Source organism: Lachnoclostridium sp. An131 (assembly GCF_002160825.1).
GTDB lineage: Bacteria > Bacillota > Clostridia > Lachnospirales > Lachnospiraceae > Laedolimicola.
On sequence record NZ_NFLI01000004.1, the window covers coordinates 106,969 to 125,225 of the forward strand.

General features: G+C 53.9%; 16 protein-coding genes and 1 tRNA gene. 1 reads left to right on the forward strand and 16 read right to left on the reverse strand.

The window, feature by feature from the left end; all coding sequences use genetic code 11:
- Window positions 1–2: 2 nt before the first annotated feature.
- The 8 genes from B5E77_RS04360 to B5E77_RS04395 all read right to left on the reverse strand — a co-directional run bounded on the left by B5E77_RS04360 (window position 3) and on the right by B5E77_RS04395 (window position 9,733).
- Window positions 3–1,496: a sugar ABC transporter ATP-binding protein gene (locus B5E77_RS04360; RefSeq protein WP_087164156.1), complete on the reverse strand. Its 1,494-nt coding sequence runs from the start codon at window positions 1,494–1,496 to the stop codon at window positions 3–5.
- A 21-nt stretch (window positions 1,497–1,517) separates the two neighbouring features.
- Window positions 1,518–2,531 (reverse strand): ABC transporter permease, encoded by a 1,014-nt coding sequence (locus B5E77_RS04365; protein ID WP_087164157.1) that lies wholly within the window; start codon window positions 2,529–2,531, stop codon window positions 1,518–1,520.
- A gap of 169 nt (window positions 2,532–2,700) precedes the next feature.
- Window positions 2,701–3,678, reverse strand: a complete 978-nt coding sequence (locus B5E77_RS04370; RefSeq protein ID WP_087164158.1) for a substrate-binding domain-containing protein — start codon at window positions 3,676–3,678, stop codon at window positions 2,701–2,703.
- On the reverse strand, window positions 3,665–5,446 hold the full coding sequence (locus B5E77_RS04375) for a cache domain-containing sensor histidine kinase (protein ID WP_087164159.1): 1,782 nt from the start codon (window positions 5,444–5,446) through the stop codon (window positions 3,665–3,667). Before B5E77_RS04375 ends, B5E77_RS04370 begins: the two co-directional genes overlap by 14 nt.
- On the reverse strand, window positions 5,443–7,056 hold the full coding sequence (locus tag B5E77_RS04380) for a response regulator (RefSeq protein ID WP_087164160.1): 1,614 nt from the start codon (window positions 7,054–7,056) through the stop codon (window positions 5,443–5,445). Before B5E77_RS04380 ends, B5E77_RS04375 begins: the two co-directional genes overlap by 4 nt.
- 25 nt (window positions 7,057–7,081) lie before the next feature.
- Window positions 7,082–7,978 (reverse strand): DUF1002 domain-containing protein, encoded by an 897-nt coding sequence (locus tag B5E77_RS04385; RefSeq protein WP_087164161.1) that lies wholly within the window; start codon window positions 7,976–7,978, stop codon window positions 7,082–7,084.
- Window positions 7,966–8,943, reverse strand: coding sequence for an alpha/beta fold hydrolase (locus tag B5E77_RS04390; RefSeq protein WP_087164162.1), 978 nt, complete (start codon window positions 8,941–8,943; stop codon window positions 7,966–7,968). The genes B5E77_RS04385 and B5E77_RS04390 overlap by 13 nt, the downstream gene beginning before the upstream one ends.
- A 160-nt stretch (window positions 8,944–9,103) precedes the next feature.
- Window positions 9,104–9,733 (reverse strand): cytidylate kinase-like family protein, encoded by a 630-nt coding sequence (locus tag B5E77_RS04395; RefSeq protein WP_087164163.1) that lies wholly within the window; start codon window positions 9,731–9,733, stop codon window positions 9,104–9,106.
- 303 nt (window positions 9,734–10,036) lie between these two features.
- Between B5E77_RS04395 and B5E77_RS04405 the strand changes: the two genes are divergently transcribed.
- On the forward strand, window positions 10,037–12,220 hold the full coding sequence (locus tag B5E77_RS04405) for a hypothetical protein (protein WP_087164165.1): 2,184 nt from the start codon (window positions 10,037–10,039) through the stop codon (window positions 12,218–12,220).
- Here B5E77_RS04405 and B5E77_RS04410 read toward each other — a convergent pair.
- The 8 genes from B5E77_RS04410 to trpC form a co-directional block, all read right to left on the reverse strand.
- Window positions 12,198–12,989, reverse strand: coding sequence for an SDR family NAD(P)-dependent oxidoreductase (locus tag B5E77_RS04410; RefSeq protein WP_087164166.1), 792 nt, complete (start codon window positions 12,987–12,989; stop codon window positions 12,198–12,200). The genes B5E77_RS04405 and B5E77_RS04410 overlap by 23 nt on opposite strands.
- Before the next feature lie 102 nt (window positions 12,990–13,091).
- Window positions 13,092–13,165, reverse strand: a tRNA-Pro gene (locus B5E77_RS04415).
- 118 nt (window positions 13,166–13,283) lie between these two features.
- Window positions 13,284–13,925, reverse strand: coding sequence for a corrinoid protein (locus B5E77_RS04420; protein WP_087164167.1), 642 nt, complete (start codon window positions 13,923–13,925; stop codon window positions 13,284–13,286).
- 22 nt (window positions 13,926–13,947) lie between these two features.
- Window positions 13,948–14,469, reverse strand: coding sequence for a VanZ family protein (locus tag B5E77_RS04425; protein WP_087164168.1), 522 nt, complete (start codon window positions 14,467–14,469; stop codon window positions 13,948–13,950).
- 174 nt (window positions 14,470–14,643) lie between these two features.
- A complete protein-coding gene (trpA, locus tag B5E77_RS04430; protein WP_087164169.1) occupies window positions 14,644–15,453 on the reverse strand; it encodes a tryptophan synthase subunit alpha in 810 nt (269 codons plus the stop codon).
- Window positions 15,446–16,630, reverse strand: a complete 1,185-nt coding sequence (gene trpB, locus B5E77_RS04435) for a tryptophan synthase subunit beta (RefSeq protein ID WP_087164263.1) — start codon at window positions 16,628–16,630, stop codon at window positions 15,446–15,448. Before trpB ends, trpA begins: the two co-directional genes overlap by 8 nt.
- Window positions 16,631–16,721: 91 nt before the next feature.
- Window positions 16,722–17,375 (reverse strand): phosphoribosylanthranilate isomerase, encoded by a 654-nt coding sequence (locus tag B5E77_RS04440; RefSeq protein WP_087164170.1) that lies wholly within the window; start codon window positions 17,373–17,375, stop codon window positions 16,722–16,724.
- Window positions 17,372–18,229, reverse strand: coding sequence for an indole-3-glycerol phosphate synthase TrpC (gene trpC / locus B5E77_RS04445; protein WP_087164171.1), 858 nt, complete (start codon window positions 18,227–18,229; stop codon window positions 17,372–17,374). Before trpC ends, B5E77_RS04440 begins: the two co-directional genes overlap by 4 nt.
- Window positions 18,230–18,257 lie beyond the last annotated feature (28 nt).

The following is an 18,257-nucleotide window of genomic DNA, read 5'->3' on the forward strand; positions in this document are numbered from 1 at the left end:
TCCTAATTCCTAAGCGTCGCCGCATGCATGATCCGCTCCTGGGTCGCTTCCTCGATTCCGAGCTCTCCAGTCTTTCTTCCTTCACACATAACGACGATCCTGTCGCTCATACGCAGTATCTCAGTCATCTCTGAGGAAACCATGATAATGGACTTTCCTTCCGCCACCAGCTCGTTCATCAGATGATAAATCTCGCTCTTGGCTCCTACGTCGATTCCGCGTGTTGGTTCATCGAAAATCAGGATATCGCAGTTCCTTACCAGCCACTTGGCGATAACCACCTTCTGCTGGTTTCCTCCGGACAGGTTTACTACCAGCTGATCCACGCCCGGCGTCTTTGTCTTAAGGATGTCTACATATTTCTGCGCCACCTCGTTCTCTTTTTTCTTGTCTATGAAGAGTCCCTTCATATACTCGTCCAGAGTAGCCATCGTGGAGTTTTCAGCCACCGTCTTGTCTACGATAATGCCAAAACGCTTCCGGTCCTCGGACAGGTATCCGATTCCGTGGCTTACCGCATCCCTCGGCGTCTTGATATCTACCTTCTCGCCATTGATATAGATATCTCCGCTCTGCTTGGGATCCGCTCCAAACAGCGCTCTCATGGTCTCGGTACGTCCCGCTCCCATCAGCCCGGAGAAGCCTAAAATCTCACCCTTGCGAAGCTCGAAGCTTACATCCTGCACCATACGGCCTGCATTCAGATGCTCTACCTTCAGAACCACCGGAGCATCCTTTGCCACCTGGCTCTCTGTCTTCGGATCCTCGTAAATTACACGGCCTACCATCATGTTGATGATATCTTCCTTGGTACAATCCTTCGTAATCAGCGTTCCCACATATCCGCCGTCACGCATGACGGTTACGCGGTCTGTAATGACCTTGATTTCATCCATACGGTGGGAGATATATACGATTCCCAGCTGCCTCTCTCTCAGATCCCGGATGATTTTGAACAGCTCTTCAATCTCCGCCTCTGTCAGGGCCGCTGACGGCTCGTCAAATATGATGACCTTCGCGTCATGGGAAATCGCCTTCGCAATCTCACACATCTGCTGCTTACCTACGGTCAGCCTGCTCATGGTCTCCGTCGGGTCGATATCGATGCCCAGCTGGTCAAACAGCTTTCTGGCCTCCTCGTTCATCTTCTTATCGTCGATGAATTTCCCCTTCATAAATTCACGGCCGATAAAGATATTCTGCGCTACGGTCAGATGGCCCAGCATATTCAGCTCCTGATGCACGATTACGATTCCTGCATCCTGCGCCTCTCTCGGATTGGTAAACTCCACTTCCTTTCCTTCAAAAGTAATGGTTCCTTCATCCTTGCTGTAAATACCGGTCAGCACCTTCATCAGAGTGGATTTTCCCGCTCCGTTCTCGCCCATCAGCGCATGTACCTCGCCCTTACGCACCTCCAGATCTACATGATCCAGCGCATGTACACCGGGGAATGATTTGTCAATGCCTTTCATGGTTAAAATTACGTCGCCCATTTTTTCGCTTCCCCCTTTCGATTAATTGCGCCGGCGGCGGCTTCTCAGGTCCGCATATACTACTACCAGAACGATAAGTCCGGTGATGATATACTGATAATTAATCTGCAGGCCCATGGTCATAATGCCCTCCTGCAGAAGCGCCATAATCAGCACTCCAATCAGAGTTCCGCCGATGGAAGCTACTCCTCCGGTCATGGACGTCCCGCCCATAACGCAGCCTGCAATCGCTTCATTATTGAAGGTGTCGCCCAGGCCCGGCTGAACGGTCGTATAAACTCCCACATAGAAGATAGCCGCGATACCTGCCAGTGTTCCGCAGAGAATATAAGCCAGCGTCTCCCAGCCCTTTGTATTTACACCGGACAGGCGCACTGCCTCCCGGTTGCTTCCGATACACAGAATATAACGTCCCGCTTTTGTCTTATTGAGAATGATCGCGCAGATGACTGCTCCAATCAAAAGAATCACCAGGCCGGTCGGCAGCGTAACGCCTCCCACCTGCAGCCTGACCAGATTGCGGTACCAGCCGTTTCCGCTGGGATCCGTCAGCTGCGGCCAGCTCACCGGCTGGGTCTTCGTAAATACGGAGCCAAGGCCCTTGGCAATCATCATGCTGGCCATGGAGGTGATAAAGGACGGCAGTCCAAGATAGGTCACCAGAAGTCCGTTCAGGGTTCCAAATGCGGTTCCTACCAGAATGCAGAGCACCAGGCAGAGCACCAGAGGCCATCCGTTCATCGTGAGCTGGTATCCTGCAATCAGCGCTGCGCAGAACATCACCGGCCCAATGGAGAAATCGATTCCTCCGGTCGCGATAACAAAGGTTACGCCCAGGGACAGAAAGCCCATAAAGCAGGCATAGTTCATAGCGCTTAAGATATGCGCCCAGGTCACAAAATTAGCGTTCGCGTCAGGATTCACGATCGGCACCAGTACTGCAAATAATATGTACAGCAGTATCAGAATGCAGAACAGCACCAGACTGTTGAATCCGATCTTTTTCACGAATGCATTCTCTTTAATCTTATCCACGTTCTTCCCTCCTAGTTACCGGGCGACCGAACGCCCGTCCCGTCCAGTATCCTTGAGAAACAGGGCCGAAGGGGGAGACTTACCCCTTGTCCGTTTCTGAATCTGTGTACATTATATGTCTAAATTATGAATAAATTAATAGAAAATCTTATTTGAAATGGTAAAAATTTTACTCCGCCACCGGAAACAGCAGCTTCTGGTTCTCCTCCGTATACATATTCTCCTTTGTAATCAGCTCAGAACCGGAATCAATACTCTGTTCCACCGCCTCGCCCTGCACGGCGCGGACCGCCGTTTCCACGCCCAGGTACCCCATATTAAACGGCTTCTGAATGGCAAGCGCCTCATAGACGCCTGCCTCCAGCAGCTGAATCTGCTCTATGGAGCTGTCGATGCCTGCCATGCGGATCTGGTCAGACAGCCCCAGCTCCAGCACAGCCCGGGCCGCCCCCACGGCAGAATATTCATTGAGGCCTACAATCATATTCATATCCGGATATTTTTCCAGAAGCTCCCGGGTCAGCTCCGAAGCCCTCTCCGTCACAGAATCGCAGAATACAATTTCCGCTACCTGGGCCTCGGCGTCTCCCAGCCCCGCCCGGAAGCCAGCCTCCCGTCCGAGAGCCGTAGAGCTTCCCTCCACATGGCCGACGATGCCGATCACAGTGTCCTCATCCACAAACTGCTTCATATAGCTTCCCATTTTATAGCCGAGCTCATAGTTGTCCGTGGCTACGGCGGCCGTTCCCGCTTCCTCTTCCATCGTCGAATCCAGGAGAATCAGCTCAATTCCGGCCTCCTCTATCCGGCGCGCATAGGGCAGCGTCTCCCTGCTGCTGCCGGGGGCCAGAACGATTGCGTCCGGCTTCTCCGCAATCGCCTCCAGGATCATCTCATTCTGCCGTTCAATATCCTGTTCCCGCTCCGGCCCGGTAACAGTCAGGACGGCGCCGTGCTCCTGAGCCGCCATTTCGCCCCCCTGATATACGGATGTCCAGAAATCCGTATCGTCCATGGCCTTTTGAATCATGATAATCCGGCAGGGGCTTTTCTTTGTCCCCGTAAGGCTCAAAAGCAGGAGCGCAAGCGCCGCCAGAAGCAGAAGCGCTGCCAGAAGCAGCAGAATTCTGCGGTTACGTCTGTTCATCCGTCTCCTCCCTTCTTCCCGGAAGCCGGATTCTTACTGTCGTCCCTTTTCCCGGCTCGCTTTCGAAGCTCAGGCCATAAGCCGTCCCGTAATAGAGCCGGATGCGCTCATGGACGTTCTGCAGGCCTACTCCGTTGGATTTTGTGTCCCGCACATGCTTTTCAAAAATATGCTCCAGGGTATCCTGATCCATCCCTCTTCCATCATCCTGCACCCGAAGGATGATGCTGCCCTCCTCCCGGAAGCCCCGGATCTGAATCAGGCCCTTGCCTTCCTTGTATTTGATTCCATGATAGATCGCGTTTTCAACCACAGGCTGAAGAACCAGCTTCACAGTCTCTTCCTTACGGATATCCGGATCCACCTCAATCTCATACTCCAGCTTATCCTGGTAGCGCATCTTCTGTATGGTCAGATAGGCCTCGGTGTAATCGATCTCTTCCTCAATTGTCACCACCTCCTGCTCATTGCTGATGCTGCGCCGCAGAAGCCGTGCCAGGGAGGACGTCATTTTCACTACCTCCTGATTTTTTCCCCACTCCGCCATCCAGATGATGGAATCCAGCGTATTATAAAGAAAATGCGGATTAATCTGAGACTGAAGCACCTTCAGCTCATATTTCCGCTTTGCCTGCTGCTCCTTCTCACTCTGCTCCATCAGATTCTGAATTTCCCGGGTCATCGTGTTGAAATTGCGGCTCAGCCGCCCGATCTCATTGTTTTCCCGGACCTCCAGCGCCACATGGGAGAAGTTTCCCTTCTCTACCTCCTTCATGGAAAGCTCCAGGGACTTGATAGGCCTTGTAATCTTATCGGAAAGGACAAAGGCCAGCAGCATGGCAACGGCAAGCAGCACCATAGCCACCAGAAGATAGGTGACCCGCGCTTCGTCCGCTCCTGCCATCAGCTCCGACACATAGGAAACGCCCACCACGATCCAGCCTGTGGCCTCAGAACGGGAAACCGTGTACAGCCTTCCGTCATCCGTCAGGAAGGAGGGGGTGTCTGTATCCATAACCTCTGAAATAAGCTCATCCTTCATCCCGCTGTAAATCAGCTGCTGCTGGGGATGGTACACGATTCCTCCGTTCTCATCCAGAATATAGATGTACCCCCGGTCGCCCAGGCTGATGCGTTCGCACAGATCACTGATGGAATTATAATTCAGGTCGACAAAAAAGACCCCTTGAACCCCAGGACTTGCCTTATTTGTGATGCTCCGGCTTAAGGTTACAACCCAGTCATATTTCTCGGCTATGGCATTCTGTACATGGGAGGTGGAAATCACCGCCTGGCCTTCCGCTGCCAGGGCCTTCTGATACCACTCCAGCTCCGCGATATCCGTATATGGATTCAGCTCCGCCCTTCCGTCATTGATCAGCGGCTCTCTTCTGTCCGGCAGAAGCGCTATGTTCGTGATATCCTCACGGGTATCGGAAACCGTCTGGAACAGCGTTACGATCCGCTCCTGCAGCTGTCCGGAGCGCTCCCAGGTCAGATTTTCCGTAAACAGATAGTCCCGCACGTCCGAGTTGTTCGCTACGATAAAGGAAATATTTTCCATATAGCTGATGTAGGAATCGATGTCATTGTTGACCTGACCGATCAGCTGGGAGGTATATTCCGTGGAATTTTCCAGTACGGTGCTCTGTGTGTACTGAAGCGAAATGATAAAATAGGTAAACAGTGCGAACGCCACCAGAGCGCCGAAGGACACGACGATGGAGGTGCGGACGCTCCGAAAGCGCATCAGCAGATTCTTTTTCATCTGTTCCGTTTCTCCTTCGCGTATTCCGTAGGGGTCTTGCCTGTAGCCTTTTTAAAGGAGACGCTGAAGTAATGGGGATCGGAAAATCCCACCTCCTCCGCCACCTCATAGGCTCTTTTCGAGGTGTTTTCCAGAAGACTCTTTGCTTTCTCCATACGCTTCTTTGTCAGCGCCTCGATGAATGTCTCCCCTGTGTGGGTCTTGAAAAGCGTGCTGAAATAGCTGGTACTCATGGCAAGGTAGCTGCAGACAGAATTCAGGGTCACATCCGAATTCATATAATTCTGCTCAATATATTCCAGGGCCCGCATCGCCTGCTTCTTTCCGTAGCTGTCCCGCTGTTCATTCAGAAGCCTGGACAGGCTGCAGCAGATGGCAATCACATCCGTGGCCATATCCCGGAGCCTTTCATAGGTATAAAGCCGGTTCATCAGCTCCTTTTCCTCCTGCAGGATGCGGTTCTCCTGCTCCTCCGCCAGATCCGCCGCATTTACCACCGTCAGCAGAAGATTCTGCATGTAAATAATCGCCCGGTTCCTGTTGATTCTCGCTTCCCGGAGCACCTGCGCAAAGTCACGGATCGTCTGCTCTATCTCTCCGGGCTTTGCCGCCTTCACAGCCTGAGAAACCCGCTCAGCCCAGTGGGAGACGTCCACAGGCGTGCTCCTCCCTGCGCTCAGCATACGGGAACGCAGCACCTGGTTCCCGCCCAGCAGCCATTTCAGCTCCAGGGCCGCCCGGGCCATTTCATAGGACTGATAAAGCTTCGAAAGCTGTGAAACCGCCTCTCCCACTCCTGCCGTCGTTTCAATAAACAGAAGCTCCCGGATCGTTTTCCGCACAGCTCCCAGGGATTCCCCCGCATTTTTCTCAAGCTCCTCTTCCGTGCTTCCGCAGAAAATCACGACCGTCTTCTCCTCCATATTCTGAAAGACGACGCCCATTCCCTTCTGTTCGATCAGCTCCTGGGTAATATTAAAGATCGAAAAAAGCGCGAGCTCATCCCGCACGCCCGGATACCTGCTGACAAAGGGCGACAAATCATCGCCCTCCACAATCGCAGTATTGAAAACAGAACCCGGCAGCGAGACCTCCAGCTCCCGCATTTTTCCTTCCAAATCCTCTGTCCGCTCGTCGCCCTTAAGAAGGCTGTTCAGAAAACGGCCGCGCAAAAAAGGCCTGTTGCTCCGGTAGGCCCCCTTCAGCTTTTTCAGCGTCTCATTTTTCGCGCGCGCCTCGTCAAGACTGGCTCTGGCCTTCTCCAGAACCTCCGTCAGCTCTGCAGGCGTAACCGGCTTCAGGATATATTCCATCACCTGATAGCGCACTGCCTGCTTCGCATATTCAAATTCATCATAGCCGCTGATAATTACCGTCCGCGTATCCGGGCAGTGCTCATGAATATAACGGGCCAGCTCGATCCCATCCACATAAGGCATATAAATATCTGTGAGAACCAGGTCTGGAGGCGTCCTTTCAATCACCTCCATCGCTTGCTTCCCGTTTTCGCAGCTTGCTATCAGTTCAAACCCCATCTCTTCCCAGTGGATGTTCTCCCGGATTGCTTCCCGGATCAGGACCTCGTCATCCACCAGCAGTACCTTATACATAAACCTGCGCTCCCCCAGTGCTTTTCTACTCGAACAGGCTGCTGATCAGATCCACGATCCTGTCAAAAAACCGCGTGATGAAATTACCCACCTGCTCTGTATCGATGTTGTCCAGGTCAAGCCCCATTCCCTTCAGCTTTTCATAAAGCTGAGACGCCTGCTGCGCCAGGGCGTTCACATCGATATCCAGCTTGCTGATCTTATCCATCAGCTCTACCAGCTTTGCCACATCCTCATCCGACAGGCTGATGTCAAACTCCTCCATGGCATTCCGGATAATGGTCTCGATATCCTCCGCACTGTCTACTCCCTGCTCAACAATCTGCTGCTTGATGTAAGCAATCATATCGGATGCTGTCTCGGAATCTCCCAGTACGTCTCCAATCTCTCCCGTCACCACCAGCTCGTTCACGGCCGTCTCCAGCGCCTGCTCATTCACAGAGCTTCCTGTCATATCCGCATATCCCTTGACCGCTCCGATCAGGGCCGAGGTTCCGGAAATATTGGATGGTGCCGCCACATACACATCCGCATCCTCCAGTCCTGCCGTCAGCAAAGCGTTCGTATACATATCAATCGTACAATAGCTGATATTGTAGGTCGTGACGTTGAGCCCCGATCCCTCCTCTGCCGGACGGATCAGAACAGAGGACAGCGCTCTCGTTCCAATCACGCTGGAGCTCAAATACGCGTCCAGATACTGATGCTCCTCCTGGTTCGTCACATAAATCACGTCATAATTTTCCAGATCTGCTTCACTCACTCCCAGGAGTCCCAGTACCGTCGCGCGCTGGTCTGCACTCAGATCAGAACCAAGCGCCAGGATCGGGCGGTCGCCTGAAGCAGCTCCGGCAGTCATCCCAAGGCTCAGTGTCAGAGTCACTATCAAAAGTAATGATACCAGTTTTCTTATTTTCCGCATTTCATTTTCCTCCTGCTTTCGCGGCGCGGGTCAGAAGCCCGCACATAGAGCCAGGCATACAGATCGCGCAGAACCGTGCTGCGGTCTGTCTCATTCAGGATCTCATGCCTGTCGTTTTCATAGAGTATCCAGGTGACATCGGTCATGCCTGCAGCCTCAAACTGCCTTCTCACCTGCTCTACTCCCTTTCCGAATCCCCCCACAGGATCCTCTGCCCCCGACATAAACAATACCGGCAGATCCTTCGGCATCCTTTCCAGATTTTCCTGCTTTGAAGCCTCTTCTATACTGACAAACAGATTATAATAGCCATTCACCGTGAACCGGAAGGTACACCGCTCGTCAGCCAGATAGGCATCCACTCTGTTCCCATCCTTCGTAAGCCAGTCCTTTTCTGTCCTGGCCGGATGGAAGTGTTTATTATATCCCCCGAAAGCCATTCTGTCAACCAGAGGACTGCGGTAATGCCAGCCGCGCATCCTTGCCAGCAGGCTGCAGAGCCTCTGCCCTGCCTTCAGCGCCGATGCAGGCTGCGTCCCCGTGCCCATGATAACAGCCCCGTCCAGCTCATCTCCATACATACAGAGGTACTGGCGCAGCAGAAACGATCCCATGCTGTGTCCCAGAATATAATATGGAACCTTCGGCCATTTCTTCCTTGTTTTCTCATGAAGCCTGCGCAGATCGCCCAGCACCACCGCGTTTCCGTTGTTTTCGCAGAAGAATCCATACTCCTCCTTCGAGACAATGGATTTTCCGTGTCCCAGGTGATCGTTCCCGACTACCACAAAGCCCCTTTCGGTCAGATATTCTGCTGTTTCCTCATAACGCTCTATAAACTCCACCATTCCATGGAAAATCTGCAGCACCCCGCAGATCTCCCCCTTCTCCGGCTTCCATTCCACCGCATGAATCTTTGTCCGTCCATCGCCGGAATCAAAAGTAAATTCCCGTTTTACCGACATTCGTGCAGTTCCTTTCTCTTTTGTATTTAGCCATTATACCATATTTCCCGGGAATGGGAAAGGGGCGGCCTGAAAACATGGCCTTCGCGATCGAAAAAGGGATCGTCCTTTGCGGACAACCCCTTTTTCCTGCCGTTCTTTCCTGTTTTTCCGCCCTGGCTTATCTGTTCCAGCCAAGCATATTTGCCGCAAAGTCCTCAATGGCCTTCGCCGCCTGCTCAAAGGTCAGCGCCGTGGTGTTGATGCACAGATCGTAGTTGCGCATGTTCTCCCACTCCTGCCCTGTGAAATAGCGGTAGTAATCGCGGCGGTACTTATCTGTCTTGGAAATAAATCTGTCCGCCCGCTTCCAGTCGATCTTCTGGCGGTTCATCTCCTTTTCAATGCACTTCTCTCTGGACGCGTAGATAAAGACGCGCACCAGATTCGGCTTATCCCGCAGCACGTAATCTGCGGCCCGGCCGATGACCACATACGAGGACACATCCGCCAGCTCCTGAAGAACCTTGGCCTGATAGTTGAACAGGTTGTTGTTCGATGTGAAATCCTCTCTCTCCGGAGGAATCACGCCTCCCTTATATACCTTCTGGGATACCCGGAACAGAAGGCTCTGCTTCTGATCCTCATCAGCCCTGGCAAACAGCTCCTGGCTGATGCCGCTGTCGTCGGAAGCCAGTCTCAGAAGATTCCGATCATACAGCTCCACCCCCAGATTTTTTGCAAGTATTCTTCCAATGGAAGTAGCTCCGCTGCCGCTGGTTCTCGTTATCGCAATCACGAAATTCTCCATATGCATACCTCCCGTTTTTTATTTTTCCCCGCCGTCAAAGAGGCTCTCGCCGCCCTGCCGCACAGGGGCTTTTCTTCTGATTTAATCATAAAATTTTTCCAGGGTTTTGTCAATTCCCGCAGCCCGATCCCGAAAAATTTCGCCTGTGAGCAGACGAAATTTCTTCTCTCCGGGCATATCCTGGCGATTGACACCTTATAACGCCTCTGCTATGATCGAGGTGACTAAGGCTGCCGCGGCCTGGCGTCTGTACAGCCGCCGCGCTGTCCCGAAAGGCAGCCTGCAAGATGGAGGCATCAGCTTATGAAAAAACTTCTGCAGCATTTCCGCCGGACTCCCCAGGCAGCTCAGGCAGCGATTCTGGTGATCGCCGCGGGCGTTCTGGCTCTTATCCTGGAAATCGGAGTGTTTCACTTCTCCTTTTTCACACAGGACCCGGAGACATACCCCGAGACAGAGATAGATTTATCTTCCATGGACGGATGGAACGGAGAGGCTCTTCCCCTCCTTCCGGAAAATGCGACCGTTTCTTTTGACGGGCTTTCTGTGCCTGTACGCAGCGTAACAGTCCGCACGTCGGGACCCTCGGCGGTCCTGTCCGGCAATATCGGCATCTGCGATGAAGCCAGCGCTTACAAAACCGTAGGCGCAGGCAGCTTTCAGGTCAATCCCGGCGGCACGGAAAACACCTTTACCGTGCGGCTTGACAGCCACGGCAGCCTGTCAAGGCTTCGAATCAATTTTACGGACGGGCTGGAAGAGCCTGTATTTCTTCTGTCGGTGACTCTGAACGCCCGGCAGCCGCTTGCTGTCAGCTGGATGCGCCTCGCCCTTATGGCTGCCGTTCTGGCCCTTCTCCTTCTGACACTTTATTTCCACCTTTACCGGAAAGATTATCAGCCGGACAGGCCGGCGCACCGCCTGATGAACGCAGGCGTCCTGCTTCTGTGCCTGCTGATCTGCGGAGGTGTCTTTTACGCGCAGGATTCCGAACATACGCTTCTGCGCCCCTATCCCACTCTGGAGGAAATCCGTTCTCCGGAAATGATCGTAGACGCTTATATGCAGCAGCTCGACGCCTTTGAAAAGGGCCAGATCGAGCTCGATCTGGATGTGAGCCCCGAGCTGGAAGCCCTTGACAATCCTTATGATACCGGCGAACGGGAGAAAAAGGGCGCCTCCTTCCATTGGGACCGGGCCTACTATAACGGAAAGTACTACTCCTACTTCGGCCTGGCCCCGCTCTTCATGGTCTACTATCCGGTATACTGGCTGACCGGCATGCTTCCCACGACAGCCTTCGCAGGCTTTCTTCTGTCCGTGTTTGCCGTGATAATGATTTTTGCAGCCATTCAGGGGCTCCGGCGTCTCCTGGCGCCCCGGGCAAACCTGCTGCTTTTTCTGATCGGAGAGGCCGCAGTCATCTGCGGAAGCTTCCTGTATCTGATGCAGGCCTCCTCCTCCAGCTTTTATTATCTGCCGCTGCTGGCAGCGGCCGGCTGGCTCGGAGCCTTTGCGGCCCTGGCAAGCTTCGCCTTCTGTGCCTGCCGTTCTGCCTCTGCCCTCTCGCCTGCCGCCGTCTCGCAGAATCCTGCCCCGCAGACTGCGTCTGTCCGGCTTTCATCCGGGGCTGCTTCCGGAGCCTGGAAACGGAGCCTGCTTTTCGCGCTCTGCGGCCTATCCCTGGTGATGCTGGTTCTCTCCAGGCCCAATATGGCCCTGCTGGCAGCAGCCTTTGCAGCCCCGCTGTTTCTGTATATCCTTTTTGACAAGGGCTTAAGCCGGCGGCAGCGGTTTCTGGAAAGCGCCTGCCCGTTCCTGATCCCGGTTCTGGCCGGAGCAGCCGCCATGATGTATTACAATGATATCCGTTTTGATTCTGTATTTGAATTCGGAACTGCCTATCAGCTCACAGAAAGCGATATCCGCTGGAACGGACTGTCCTTGAGCCTGCACCATTTTGGCTCCATGCTTTACCATTATTTTGTGGAATCCTTTGTGTACACAGAGTTTTTCCCGTTCCTTCGCTTCACTGCAGAGCGCTGCACAGATTTCGGAAACTACCTTTACCAGGAATACAGCGCCGGCCTCTTTCAGATGCCTCTGAATCTTGGCATCTTTCTGGCTGCGCCTGTCCTTCTGACCAGAACACACAAAAAAAAGAATTCCCTGAAAAAGGTAAGCCTCGCCTGCCTTCTGCTGGGAATCCTCGTTCTCGGTTATATCAACTTTCTGCTTGCCGGCATCCATATCCGTTATGTATCCGATCTGAGCCTGGCTTTAAGCCTCTGCGCCTTTCTTCTCATACTGGAGCAGATTCATTTTGACGGAACCCGTTCAGCCCGCATCCTCTATGTGATCGTCCTGTGCGCCCTGCTGCTCACGGTATGCCGCGGACTTCTCGTCATATTCTCCAACGAGACCAACGACGTGCTTTTCAATAATCCGGATTTTTATCTGAAAATCAGCCGTATATTCCACGGATGATGCGAAGCGTCAGATCCGTCGGAAGGATCCGGCCCAGAAATCCGAGAAGCTTGCTGGACACCCCCACTATCCGGTGCGCCGGCAGCTTCTTCTTTTCTGCCAGCCGGAATATTTCTTCTGCCACCCGTTCCGGCGCCATCCCCTCTCTCTCCGAACGCTCCATCTTCTCCACGGAAGCCCGGATTCTGCCGCCGTAAATATCATCGCCCCGAACTGATTTTTTCCGGCTGTCTGTAAAATCGGTCCGCACATCGTTCAGCATCACGGTACAGGTCTGTACGCCAAAGGGCTCCAGCTCAATTCCCAAAGCATCGGAAAAGACATTCAGCCCCGCCTTGCTCGCAGAATAGAGGCTCTGGAACGGGAGCGGAAAAACAGCAGCCAGGGAAGAAACAAAGATAATTTTTCCAAATCCCTGCTTTCTGAGCGCTCCCGCCGCTCTGCCCGCACAGCGCACGGCGCCCAGCAGGTTTACCTCTATCTGGCGCGCCGCATCCTCCTCAGAGGTAAATTCCACGGCCCCGGATATCCCCATGCCCGCGTTGCAGACCAGAAGATCCAGCCGTCCCGCCTGCATACAGGCAGAATCCAGCGCTTCGTTTACACTTTCGGGATTCGACACATCGCAGGGAATCCACTGCACCCTCTCATCCGGTCCTTCCGTGCGGGAGAGCCCATATACCTGCCAGCCCGCATCAATCAGCCTCTTTGCCGCCGCAAGGCCGATTCCTCGGGACGCTCCCGTTATCACTGCCGTCTTTCGTGACATGATACACCTCCGTATATTCTGCGCAGTCCGCCATTTTCTGCGGACTGCAAAAAAAGAATCCTTACGGCACACATAAGGATTCTTTTTTCTTTATTCTGTAAGTCGGCGTGACAGGATTTGAACCTGCGACCTCTACGTCCCGAACGTAGCGCTCTACCAAGCTGAGCCACACGCCGATTGTCTGCTGCACTCGCTGTCAGCAGTAGATATAATATCACATTCTTTTTCGTTTGTCCAGCAAAAATTTAATTTTTTGCAAATTAATTCTGCCGGTTCCTTCCGGGCAGGCTCTCTTCAGTTTTCCCTCACCAATTCCCTGGCCCTCTGGGCGCATTCCGCCGCATCCTCCGTATAGGCGTCAGCTCCGATTTCGTCCGCCAGGGCCTGGGTGACCGGAGCTCCCCCCACCATAATTTTAATGTTTTTGCGGAAAGCAGCCTTGTTCAGATATGTGACGGTATCCCGCAAAGCCTGCAGTGTCGTCGTAAGCAGAGCCGAACAGCAGACCAGGCTGATATCCGGATTCTTTTCAATTGTCTTTGCAAATTTTTCCCGGGATACATCCACCCCCAGATCCAGAACCTCGAAGCCGGCGGATTCCAGCATCATCGCCACGAGGTTCTTTCCTATGTCGTGAAGATCGCCGGCCACCGTTCCAATGACGGCCTTCCCGGCGCTCCCCACAGCCCCTGTAACCAGATGGGGCTTCAATACCTCTACGCCCTTTTTCATGGCCCGGGCAGACATCAGCATCTCCGGCACAAAAATTTCGCCCATTTTAAATTGCGCCCCTACTTCATCCATGGCCTTTATCATCCCGGCATTCAGTATCTCCACCGGGGTGCAGCCCTCCGCAAGGGCCTCCTGAACCGCCAGCTCCACCGCCTTTGTCTTGCCCTTTACCACCATTTCATATACTTCCTGAATTCCCGCCATCTGTACTCCCCTTCTTCCCCCGTCAGGCCCGTTTTTTTCTTCTGCTCAGCGGGCGGAATACGGTAACCCGTCCGATAAAGCAGATTATCTGCACCAGGATGACTCCTGCGGCGATCCCTATGCTGTCTATCATCACATCCCGCTTTGAAGGCCCGCGTCCAGCCACAAAGGACTGGTGGTATTCATCCAGGCAGGCAAAGCCCACGCAGATCGTTCCCGCCAGAAGCAGAAGCCAGATGCCCCTTACCCTGTAGACATACAGCGGGAAGGACACGCTGACTGCCAGCAGAAAATATTCTGTCATATGAGCCAGCTTCCGCACCGGATAATGGATTCTCTCTATATAATACTGCTCCTGTTCTGCCGACCAGTTCAGCTCAAAGGCCTCGTTTGCCGTCTCTACAATGATTTCGCTGACCTGATAGCTCAGGTTTCCCGACGTCGTCCCATCCTGGGCCGAAAAGCTGTAGATCAGATACATCATCAGGATTGCCGGGATAAAGGACAGGGGTTTCAGGACTGCCCGTAATATTGCTTTTACCATACTGTTCTCACTTCATTTCTCTGTCTGAAAATATCCTGCTCTGTAAAAATGCTGCGCCATCCCGCGCTGACGCTATCATAGCACTAAACCCGCTTCCTGTCCAGCAGTCATCAGAGAATTAAGAATTTGGTGTCCCGGACCGGCAAGAGCATACACACCTCAAGCAGCATGGTTTCATGAAAGTTCCTTTACAGCCTCCTTCATTTTTCTCACATATTCCCGGACCGGCGGCACGCAGTCCCGTCCATAGGTCTCACAGAGCCTCACGATGGCCGAGCCCACGATAGCGCCGTCAGAGCATGCGGCCATCTCCTTCGCCTGCTCCGGAGTGGAAATGCCGAAGCCCACAGCGCAGGGGATATCCTTTTCCTGCTTTACCAGCCCTACCATCGCTCCCACATCCGTCGTAATCTCCGCCCTCATTCCGGTGACGCCCAGAGAAGATACACAGTAGACAAAGCCCTCCGCCTCCCGCGCGATCCGCGCAATTCTGTCCTCCGAGGTAGGCGCAATCAGAGAAATCAGATCTATTCCGTATTTCCGGCAGACACCGCCAAACTCCTCCTTTTCCTCAAAAGGAACATCCGGCAGAATCAGCCCGTCTATACCGGCCTGCGCAGCCCGCTTTACAAAACACTCTGTGCCAGAGTCCGCCGTTTCGTCTCCCTTATGATAAGAAAAAACTACATTGGCATAAGTCATAAACGCAAGGGGAAGCTGCGTATTCTTCCGAATCCGTTCCACCATCTCAAGGATTTTATCTGTAGTCGTACCGCCCGACAGCGCGCGCATATTGGCAGCCTGAATGACAGGGCCCTCCGCAGTCGGATCCGAAAAGGGAATTCCAAGCTCCACAAGATCCGCGCCCGCCTCCCCGCAGGCATACACCAGCTGCTCCGTGATTTCCAGGGACGGATCCCCGCAGGTGATAAACGGGATAAACGCCTTCCCGTGGGCAAACGCTTCTGCAATTCTTTTATTCATGGATATCCTCCCCTCTGTACCGGGCGATAGCCGCGCAGTCCTTATCCCCGCGCCCGGATATGGTAATGACAAGGATCTGATCCCTGCGCATGGACGGAGCCAGCTTTCTGGCATAAGCCACCGCATGGGCGCTCTCAATCGCCGGAATGATTCCTTCCGTCCGCGACAGATATTCAAAAGCGTCCACCGCCTCGCTGTCCGTCACCGGCACGTACTCGGCTCTTCCCGTGTCATGGAGATACGCGTGCTCCGGACCTACCCCCGGATAATCCAGGCCTGCGGAAATCGAATAGACCGGTGCAATCTGCCCATATTCATCCTGGCAGAAATATGACTTCATTCCATGAAAAATCCCAAGCCTTCCCGTGGAAATCGTCGCCGCCGTCTCTGCCGTGTCTATTCCGCGTCCTGCCGCTTCACAGCCGATCAGCTGCACTCCCTTCTCCTCTATAAAATGATAAAAGCTTCCGATTGCGTTAGAGCCTCCCCCAACGCAGGCCAGCACTGCGTCCGGCAACCTCCCCTCCTTTTCCTTCAGCTGTTCTTTGATCTCTCTGGAGATTACAGCCTGGAAATCCCGGACGATCGTAGGAAACGGATGGGGGCCCATAACAGACCCAAGAACATAATGCGTGTCCGCGATCCGGTTTGTCCATTCACGCATGGTCTCTGATACGGCATCCTTCAGTGTCGCCGTCCCGCTCTCCACCGCATGCACCTTCGCGCCCAGAAGCCGCATCCGGTATACATTCAATGCCTGGCGCTCCGTATCCTCCTTTCCCATGAACACTTCGCATTCCATGTCCATCAGAGCAGCCGCCGTCGCCGTCGCCACCCCGTGCTGTCCCGCTCCGGTCTCCGCAATCACACGCGTCTTGCCCATTTTCTTTGCCAGCAGCACCTGCCCCAGCACATTATTAATTTTATGGGCGCCCGTATGGTTTAAATCCTCGCGCTTCAGATAGATTTTCGCTCCTCCCAGATCCTCTGTCATCCGTCTGGCATAGTAAAGCCTCGACGGCCTTCCGGCGTACTCATTGAAAAGCTCTGTAAGCTCCCGGTTGAAATCCGGATCCCTTTTATAGTGATTGTAGGCCTCCTCCAGCTCCAGCACCGCGTTCATCAGCGTCTCGGGAATATACTGTCCGCCGTGGATTCCAAATCTTCCTCCTGACATGCCACTGCTCCTTTCTTTCCATTCATGATTCCTTTTCCGGCACAGCCGCTGCTTCATTCAGCCTCCACGCACTCTGCTGCACACTGCTTCCTCATGGCTCAGCTTCCGTGCCAGCTCCACCGCGCGCCGCCTCTCCCTGGTTCAGCCTCCGCACCAGCTCTGCCGCGCGCCGTATCTTCTCCGGATCCTTTCTTCCATCTGTTTCCAGGCTGCTGCTTAAATCCACCGCCCAGGGCCTGACCTTCAAAACTGCTTTCTCCAGATTCCCCTCTCCCAGTCCTCCCGCCAGGAAAAACGGCCGGGTAACCTCCAGGATCAGGCTCCAGTCAAAGGTAAGCCCCGTCCCTCCGCTTCCCTGATCAAAAAGCAGATAGTCTGCCTCACTTTCAAGAGCGCGCCTCACATCCTTCTTTGTCCGTATGGAGAAGGCCTGGATCAGCGGTTTATCCGTCAGCCTCCGGAGTCTTCTGATATAAGCCGCGTCCTCCTGACCGTGAAGCTGAGCCACCCCCAGGGTTCCCTCCTCCAGCAGCTCTGCCACAAGCTCCGCCGGCGCATTGACAAATACCCCTGCAGAAATAATCTCTTTGCCGAGCTTTCCCGCCAGCTCCCGAAGCTCCCTTCTGTCCACAGAACGCCGGCTTCCCGGCGCCTCCACCACAAAGCCTGCAAAATCCGGACCTGCCGCGTTTACTGCCTCGATATCCCGCAGGCTTCTGAGACCACAGATTTTAATTTTTGTCATACATCCCTCCCTGTAAGCGGCCCTCCATTCAGTTCTTCCAGGGCCCTTTTCCTGTCAGAGCTTCTCATCAGGGTCTCTCCAATCAAGACCGCGTTTACTCCATTCTCAAGCAGAATCCGGACATCCTCCTGCCTCTGGATTCCGCTTTCCGAGACGAACAATACCTCCTTCGGCGCCAGGCCGCGAAGCCGGAGGCTGTTTCCCATGTCCACCTCAAAGGTCCGCAGATCCCGGTTATTGACGCCCATGATCCGGGTTCCGGCCTTCAGGGCACGCTCTGCCTCCCGCTCATCGTGGGCTTCTGTCAGCGCGTCGAGCCCCAGCTCTTCTGCCAGCTCCCGGTACGCCTTAAGCTCCGCGTCATCCAGAAGCGCGCAGATCAGAAGCACCGCAGCCGCTCCCTGGGCCTTCGCCTGGTACACCATATATTCGTCCACAGTAAAATCCTTTCGGAGAACGGGTATCTGAACCTTCTGTACAATCTCCCTCAGATACCTGTCCTCTCCTTGAAAATAATACGGCTCAGTCAGGCAGGAAACCGCCGCGGCCCCGGCTGCCTCATACTCCCGTGCGATTTCCAGATACGGAAAATCAGGGGCGATAAGGCCTTTGGAGGGCGAAGCTTTTTTCACCTCACAGATATACGACATTCCCGGCGCGGCCAGAGCTTTCCGGAACGGAAAGCTCCTGTATCCGGACAGGCCTTTCTGATCCGCCCTGTCCTGGCCTCTTCTTTCCTGAAGCTCTGTCTCCTGAGCGTGTATCTGCGCCTTCAGCTCTGCAAGGGGAAGCCTCCGCTTTTCCTCTGCAATTCTTTCCCTGGTCCTTTCTGCAATCTCGTTCAAAATATTCATGCGCTTCCTCCTTTTCCCAGGACCGCCC